This is a genomic window from Acinetobacter sp. YH12144 (genome assembly GCF_013418345.1).
Lineage (GTDB): Bacteria > Pseudomonadota > Gammaproteobacteria > Pseudomonadales > Moraxellaceae > Acinetobacter > Acinetobacter amyesii.
In genome coordinates this window covers 1-8,353 of sequence record NZ_VPCD01000036.1, presented here as the reverse complement: position 1 = coordinate 8,353, position 8,353 = coordinate 1, and the positions used below count along the sequence as shown (strand labels likewise).

Below are 8,353 nucleotides of genomic sequence, written 5' to 3'. Positions count from 1 at the left end.
AGAGGAATTGCCACAAGATACGATAAGCTAAAACGTAACTATCAAAGCGCTGTTGCTTTAGCTTGTATATTTATATGGTTGCCTCTTTAGCTCAATTTATCGGCTGTAAATGTCAACACACCCTAATATTAACCTTAAGCAGCAATGTCGCTTTTATCAGACATAAAAAAGCCTTGTCTTAGACAAGGCTTTTTACATTTTAAAACTGACGCTTAAGCTGCATCTGCTTCAGGACGTGTTTTATCATCTAAAACAGACCAAATATTTAGTCCTAAATCTTTATGCAAGTCAGGCAAATCTAAGAAAATGCTTGCGCCTAAAACTTGGTGTTTACATTTTTCAGCCAATTGTTTCACTGCACGAAGCGTACCGCCCGTCGCCAATACGTCATCCACAATAATTACTTTTTGTGATTCGATTTCAGCTGACATTTCAAGACGATCTAAACCGTATTCAAGGCTATAACCAACACCGGCAACAGGTGGTGGTAATTTTCCGGCTTTACGTACCAACACCAAACCTTTGCCTGTACGCTGAGCAAGTAAGCTTGCCAAAACAAAACCACGCGCTTCAACTGCAATAAAGCTATCTACTTCTGCCAATTGCTCAGCTGGAATACTTGCAATTAGGGCATCAGTTAACGATTCGATGTTATTCATAAATAACGGCGTAAGGTCAAAGAAGCAAATTCCTGGTTTTGGAAAATCTTGGACAGTACGAATGTTAGACCACAATGCCGCAGCAGTAGAATTACTCATAATAGGAGAAAATAAATTAAGGAAGGAATGTGTGAATTTTAACGCGATTTGAGAGAAAAGAACAGCTAACCCCCGACTAAAATGCATATTTAAGATACAGCAAATTTACATAAGTTACTGATTATTAATATTGTATTTATTTAAAAAATATCAAATATATATTTTCCTAATCATAAAATAAAAGATTTTAGAGTTTTTTTCTGCAAGACTTTAGTCTATGAATATAGAAAAAGCGGTATTTAGAACCCAATTCACGGAAATGAATTCCAATATAGCTTTCAATAGGCATAAATATTGTCAGACAATTTTTCACAGATCTGGGGTTTTGATGATATTTATTGTCCCTCACTGCCATTCTGCTTTTAATTTCACTCATTAAACTCTTAGCCACTTTACTTTATCGTTAGAACTGCGTAAAAATTTAACATAAGAGTCTACTGTATAAGGCTAATTAACCTTAAGGTATAAACTTATACAGTTATGAAGTATTTACTGACTTAATTTTGTGTCAGTTTTTGGAGAATGGAATGAAAAAGTATCAGTGCATCGTTTGTGGATGGATTTATGACGAAGCAGAAGGCTGGCCACAAGACGGTATCGTGGCAGGAACGAAATGGGAAGATATCCCAGATGATTGGACTTGCCCAGACTGTGGCGTCTCAAAAGTAGATTTTGAAATGGTTGAAATCTAATAAATAGAATCTAAGGCCATCATCGTTATGGTCTTTTTTTTGTCTTTAAAAAAATATGAAATGTGTTTGGAGTTGAGTATGCACCCTATTGTCATTATTGGTTCTGGTATGGCGGGATATGCCGTTGCGCGTGAATTTCGTAAGTTAAATCCTGAACTAGAACTTATTATGATCTGTGCAGATGATGCCATTAACTATGCTAAACCGACATTATCCAATGCGCTCGTTGGCAACAAAGCCCCTGAGCAAATCCCTTTAGGTGATGCCGCAAAAATGTCGGCTCAACTCAATATGCAAATTATCAATAAGAGTTGGGTAAAAGCGATCGATGCAGCAAAACATGAGCTCACAATCGAAAGCCAAAATGGAACTCAAACACAACTGTATTCAAAACTTGTTTTAGCTGTCGGTGCAAATCCAATTCGCTTAGCTATTTCGGGTGATGGCAGTGAAGACATTCATGTCGTCAACAATTTAGATCACTATAAAGCATTCCGTAAACAGCTTGCAGCACGTGAAGATAAACGTGTGGTGATTTTAGGTGCAGGCTTGATTGGCTGTGAATTTGCCAATGACCTCCAAAATACTGGGGCGAAAGTATCGGTAGTTGATTTAGCTCCGCAACCTTTGGGTCGCCTACTGCCGTCTCATGTGGCCGCTAAATTCCAAAGTAATTTAGAGGAAACGGGCATTCAATTCGTTTTAGGCACAACAGTCGAAAAAGTGTCACGCATTGAAAATGGTGACTATCAAGTAAGCCTTGCCAATGGTCAAAGCTTAGTGGCAGATGTTGTGTTGTCTGCGATTGGCTTACAACCTGAGATTAACTTAGCAAAACAAGCCGGCATTCACACCAGCCGCGGTGTATTAACCAATAAAGGCTTAGAAACCAACTTGGCAGATATCTATGCTGTCGGTGACTGTGCTGAAGTTAATGGTACCCTTCTGCCATACGTCATGCCGATCATGCAACAAGCACGTGCTTTGGCAAAAACCCTCAATGGTGAACATACCGCTGTGCATTATCCAGCCATGCCTGTAGCTGTTAAAACACCTGCTGCACCTTTAACTGTCCTTCCTGCGCCAATTGATGTAGAAACCCAATGGGAAACAGAAGAGCTTGAAGATGGCATGATTGCCCGTGCGATCGATCAAGATGGCGTATTACGTGGATTTGTACTGCTCGGTGCAACTGCTGGGAAGCAACGCTTAACTTTGACTAAGCAGGTTCCGGACTTGATTCCCGCTTCAGTTTAAGGTTTAAATACAAGGACGTCCTGATAATAATAGACGTCCTTTTTAAAGGAAAATAAAAATGAATAGTGCCCTTCAGTTTAATATTTCACCTTATGCCTCTTTTATGCATGAAACTCGCGTAGAGTTAGGCAATGGCATTGAACTTCATGTCGAGGTGGGTGGTCATCCTGAAGATCCTGCAATCTTATTGATTATGGGACTCGGCGCACAAATGTTGTATTGGCCCGATTTCTTTTGTAAGTCCCTAATAGACCAAGGTTACCGAGTTATTCGCTTTGATAATCGTGATATTGGTCTGTCGAGTAAAATTCGTAACCCAGGCCCACGTCTTAACACCTTTAAATTGATGGGACGTTTTGCCTTAGGTCTAGAGAATCAGGGTGCGCCCTATGATCTATACGATATGGCAGACGATGTTGCACTATTAATTGATCGTATGGGACTCGATAAAGTCCATATTTTAGGCGCTTCAATGGGCGGCATGATCGCTCAAATCGTGGCAGCACGCTATCCAGACAAAGTGCACAACTTAAGCTTACTTTTTACCAGTAACATCCAACCCTTACTTCCACCGCCATTTCCAAAGCAATTATTTAGTCTAATTGAAAAACCTGAATATAACGATGAAGATGGCATTATTAACCATAGCCTGAAAGTTTTTAATATTATAGGCTCTCCAGGCTATATTAATCAGCTTGAAGTGATACAAACTGCACGTAAACTCTATAAGCGGAGTTATTACCCAGCGGGTGTACTTCAACAGTTTTTAGCAATATTATGTACAGGTTCCCTGCTGCAGTTAGATAAACAAATTCAGCATAAAACCATTGTGGTTCATGGAGCTCGTGACCGTTTGCTGCCGCCAAGCCATGGTAAGGCCGTTGCAAAGGCTATTTCAGGTGCTAAATTTGAATTAATTGATGGAATGGGGCATGATATCCCACCGCATTTTATTCCATATCTTAGCGGTTTGTTTGCTGATCACTTTAAATCATAAATTAGGACACTATGGCTGCATTACCATCCTTAAGACAGCTGTCATATCTAGTAACACTGTCAGAAACGCTACACTTTACTGAAGCTGCGCGTCGTTCTTTTGTCACCCAGTCTACTTTGTCTGGCGGGATCATGGAACTTGAGCGTTTACTAGGTGGCGTATTGGTAGAACGCGACCGTCAAAACGTGCGTTTAACTCCTCTTGGTGAACAAGTTGTCGGAAGAGCTCGAGTTCTATTGGCAGATGCGCAAGACCTAATGCGTTTAAGTCGTGAAATGAGCGAACCTCTAACGGGTGATTTACATCTAGGGGTCATTCCTACTATTGCGCCATTTTTACTTGCACCATTATTAGAAGAAGTGCATAAGCAACTACCAAAAATTCAATTGCATTTACATGAAGCACAAAGTGAAAAAATTGTTGAGAAACTCGAGCACGGTAATCTAGATATCGTATTACTTGCTCTTCCTTTCGATACACGTAGCTTGAAAGTTGCAGAAGTAAACAAAGAAAAATTGTTCTTGGTGTACAACAAAGCTGACCAAAATGCAGCTCAAGCGAAATCTTTAGACGACCTAGATTTATCTCGTTTAATGTTGCTTGAAGAAGGCCATTGCTTACGTGATCATGCTTTGAGTGCTTGCCCGATTGGTGAACGTAAAAACGACCATCGTTTAAAAGCAAGCTCATTGCCAACTTTGGTTGAAATGGTTTCCGCAGATTTAGGCTTTACCTTATTGCCTGAAATTGCAGTTCATACCAATATGATCAAAGCCAATGAAGATTTGGCTGTGAAAGAAATTGAAGCAAGCCCTACACGCACATTAGCATTGGTGACGCGTAAAAGTACGCCGCTTCAAAGTGAATTTGATGTATTGCTTCAAATCTTGCAGAAAATCACTAACAATCTGCACTAACTAATCAGTGTGAAAATTAAAGAGAGCCCTGTGCTCTCTTTTTTATTTTGCAGAAATTAATAATCCAGAAATAATAATATTGAGATGAATTTAAAATTGAAAATAAAAATATAGTATCTAGAAAAAAGAAAAGGCTAACCCAAATAGGTAGCCTGATAAGGTAATATATGACTTGATGTATATCTCAATTCATCGCCTCGATAATATCTTCACACTAGCCAGATAAGTAAGAAGATTAATACATCTTAGTAAAATATAACTTTCGTTAAAATCACTAGTTTCAGGTATTTTAGATAAAGTACGTCTGATTCATTTTCAAAGGGCTTTTTTCATAATTATGTTTTGTGCTATAAAATAACCATACATGAGAAATAAATCACATTATTTTAAATAGTCACTAATATTTATGTTTAAAATAACTAAGCAATAGGTGAATATTAACTCACATCAGAAACAGTTCAATTTATTAGTTGTCAAAATACTGCTTTCACATTTCATTTATTATTTTCAATTCGAATCGAAATCTGATGATTATTTAATCAATATTCTAAAAATAAAAACGAAAAAACTATAAATCTTTGCATTCAACATAATGAAAAACACAAAAAACCATACATTAATTAAATTATATTATATCACAATAACTTAATTATACTTTGATGTATAAATCACTACTTCTAGGTATATTTTTCTAATTCACTTCCATGCACATTATGGAAATGCAATTTGATTAAAAATAATAAATGAGCGAAATGTATGATGAGTGAATTTTTATTACCAGTACCCGTTTTGATCATTGATCATCAATCAATGACTTCAAAAACAGTGCTGTTTAACATCTTAGGAGACCTCGGTTATCCTGAAGACCTCATTACATTTTCAGAAAATTTAGCAGATGCAGAACAACAAATTTTCAATCAATTGCCCAATTTAATCTTTTTAGTGGTCACGCAACAGTCTGATATCTCATTCATACATAAAATTAAGAAAATCTATCCTTCAAGTAATCTCATCATTTTAGTCAATGAACAGTCTGCAGATTTAACTTTACATGCGATTCAGTTAGGTGCAACTGCCTATATGTTGAATCAACAGCCAATTGAAGACACTTATAACCAGCTGAAAACCATTTTAAGAGGTGGCGCTGCCCTTCATCCTAGTTTTGCTAAATTTTTATTGAGTGAAACTTTTAGTCCGCAAAATGCAGCGCCGAAACAGCTCAGTCTAAATCCAGCAGAATATCAAATTTTGGATATGGTCAGCCATAGTGCGACTCAAGAGCAGATGGTCAATGAATTAAAACTTTCAACGTATCAAATTGATGGTTTTGTCAAAAATATCTATAGAAAAATTTGTAGCTACAGCTAAATTTAGCTGAGATAAACGATTCAAAAACAATCTAGAAAATTTAAAAAAAATAAAGGGAGCATTGCTCCCTTTATTTTTGTTCAACACATTTATTTAAATGCGTCTAAAAGCACATGCTGTGAATTATGTGCTTCCTCGCCCTCTTGGACATGGGTACGAATCCAACGCCCATCACTTTGGAGCAACCAAGCTTGCTGATTATCTTTTAGATAATTCACTAAACCTAATTGATAAATACGCTTTTTCAAGGCTGGATCTTCAATTGGGAAACAGGCTTCAACACGGTTAAATAAATTACGATCCATCCAGTCTGCACTTGAACAGTAAATCCGTGCATCGCCATTATTACTGAAATAATAAACTCGGGTATGTTCTAAGAAACGGCCAACAATAGAACGTACGCGAATATTTTCAGACAGCCCCGGTAATCCCGGACGCAAACAACAAATAGAACGAATAATTAAATCAATCTGTACACCCGCTTGTGACGCTTCATACAGTTTATTGATCAACTGAACTTCAGTTAATGCATTGACCTTGACAATGATTTGCGCAGGCTTACCTGCTTTAGCATTAGCAATTTCATTATCAATATAATTGATCAGTTGAGCATGTAAGGTAAATGGCGCATGCAGCAATTTTTTCAACTTCGCCATTTTGCCCATACCGGTCAGCTCTTGGAAAATGCGATGTACATCCTCGCAGAGTTCTTTATCGGTGGTTAACAGGCCATAATCGGTATAGATACGCGCATTGCCCGCGTGATAGTTCCCCGTACCTAAATGCACATAACGCACCAATTTATTATTTTCACGGCGTACCACCAAAATCATTTTGGCATGGGTCTTATAGCCCACGATGCCATACACCACCACTGCGCCCGCTTCTTGTAATACATTGGCTACAGCAATATTTGATTCTTCATCAAATCGTGCTCGAAGCTCAATTACTGCGGTAACCTCTTTACCATTACGTGCTGCTTCCGCTAAGACTTGCACAATTTCAGAGTCTGCACCACTTCGATAAAGCGTTTGTTTAATGGCCAAAACTTGTGGATCACGTGCAGCTTCGCGCAGTAGGTTGATTACAGGTGCGAATGATTCAAAGGGATGGTGTAGCAAAATATCTTGCTTTTGCATCGCACTAAAAATGTTTTCAGATTTTTTGAGTACTTTCGGAATAACTGGAATATGCGCATCATAACGTAGATGTGGACGTTTAAAGTTTGACAGTAAACGTGCAAGGTTAACTGGCCCATCTACTTTATAAAGTTGCTCTTCTTCTAAATCGAACTCATCAAGCAAATATTCATAAATATGCTGCGGACAATTTTCTGTCACTTCCAAACGAACGGCGCGACCAAAACGACGAGAATTCAACTCACCTTTCAGAGCTTTAGCTAAATCTTCAACATCTTCATTTAAAGCTAAATCGGCATTACGCGTCACGCGGAATTGGTAGCAACCCGTCGCCGTCATGCCGGGGAACAAATCAGAGACATGTTCATGAATAATTGCCGATAGCATCACATGATGCTCTTTGCCACCGGTTAATTCATCAGGAAGCCGAACGACACGTGGCAGCGAACGCGGTGCAGGTACAACGGCTAAGTCAATCTGACGACCAAACGCATCCTTCCCTTCTAAAGTCACAATAAAGTTCAACGATTTGTTGACTAAGCGAGGGAATGGATGTGCAGGATCTAAACTAATTGGGGTTAAAACTGGTGCAACTTGTTCTTGGAAATACTTTTTTACCCAAGCCGATTGTGCAGGGGTTAACTCACCACGGCGTAAGAAGCAAATATCTTCCTCACGCAGTTTAGGTAAAATTTCTTGATTTAAAATACGATACTGGCGCTCAATTGCCGCATGTGCTGTCGCAGAAATTTCATCTAATACTTGTTTTGGTGTCAAACCATCTGGACTACGGCTTTCATTGCCCAAGTCTAGCTGTTCCATCATTCCCGCAACACGAATCTCAAAAAATTCATCTAAGTTACGCGAAAAGATCAGCAAGAAATTCATGCGTTCAAGTAAGGGGTGTATCGGATCAACCGCTTGTTCGAGCACACGCAGATGAAAGTCGAGAATCGATAACTCTCGATTGATATAACGATCATTATAAGTATATTCAGTTGGTACTTGCGCGACTTCAGCTGCGGTATTCATTTCAAACCCATATTAAAAAATGTGTGCTGTACTCAGTTTAGTATGCTTCAAATTTGTGACAATTTCCTCTGTACACGACAAAAATAGATAACTCATTGAAATAATGTCACAATAATTGTTTTCTAACGACGAATACTATGACACATCTCAATGAGTTATATCTTATCTTAAACAAATCTCTAAAATGGAACAA

General features: G+C 38.3%; 7 protein-coding genes and 1 pseudogene. 6 read left to right on the top strand and 2 right to left on the bottom strand.

The window, feature by feature from the left end; genetic code table 11:
• Window positions 1-90 (top strand): annotated as a pseudogene (locus tag FTU79_RS15805) (IS5/IS1182 family transposase); the annotation flags it as partial.
• 122 nt (window positions 91-212) lie between these two features.
• Here FTU79_RS15805 and FTU79_RS15800 read toward each other — a convergent pair.
• Window positions 213-758, bottom strand: a complete 546-nt coding sequence (locus FTU79_RS15800) for an adenine phosphoribosyltransferase (RefSeq protein WP_180051318.1) — start codon at window positions 756-758, stop codon at window positions 213-215.
• A gap of 527 nt (window positions 759-1,285) precedes the next feature.
• Here FTU79_RS15800 and rubA point away from each other — a divergent pair.
• From rubA to FTU79_RS15775, 5 genes are all read left to right on the top strand, one after another.
• Complete coding sequence (rubA, locus tag FTU79_RS15795) at window positions 1,286-1,450, top strand: rubredoxin RubA (RefSeq protein ID WP_005179369.1); 165 nt, start codon at window positions 1,286-1,288, stop codon at window positions 1,448-1,450.
• 78 nt (window positions 1,451-1,528) lie between these two features.
• Entirely contained in the window at window positions 1,529-2,707 is a 1,179-nt protein-coding gene (locus tag FTU79_RS15790; RefSeq protein WP_078189931.1) for an NAD(P)/FAD-dependent oxidoreductase, read from the top strand.
• Between the two features lie 58 nt (window positions 2,708-2,765).
• Complete coding sequence (locus FTU79_RS15785) at window positions 2,766-3,704, top strand: alpha/beta fold hydrolase (protein WP_218945492.1); 939 nt, start codon at window positions 2,766-2,768, stop codon at window positions 3,702-3,704.
• An 11-nt stretch (window positions 3,705-3,715) separates the two neighbouring features.
• Window positions 3,716-4,621, top strand: coding sequence for a LysR family transcriptional regulator OxyR (gene oxyR / locus FTU79_RS15780; protein WP_180007453.1), 906 nt, complete (start codon window positions 3,716-3,718; stop codon window positions 4,619-4,621).
• Between the two features lie 756 nt (window positions 4,622-5,377).
• Window positions 5,378-5,989 carry a response regulator transcription factor gene (locus FTU79_RS15775; RefSeq protein WP_180051315.1) on the top strand — a complete coding sequence of 204 codons (612 nt, stop codon included), beginning with the start codon at window positions 5,378-5,380 and terminating at the stop codon, window positions 5,987-5,989.
• An 89-nt stretch (window positions 5,990-6,078) separates the two neighbouring features.
• Here the strand turns inward: FTU79_RS15775 and ppk1 are convergent, their stop codons facing one another.
• On the bottom strand, window positions 6,079-8,160 hold the full coding sequence (gene ppk1 / locus FTU79_RS15770) for a polyphosphate kinase 1 (RefSeq protein WP_078189935.1): 2,082 nt from the start codon (window positions 8,158-8,160) through the stop codon (window positions 6,079-6,081).
• Between the last annotated feature and the right edge of the window lie 193 nt (window positions 8,161-8,353).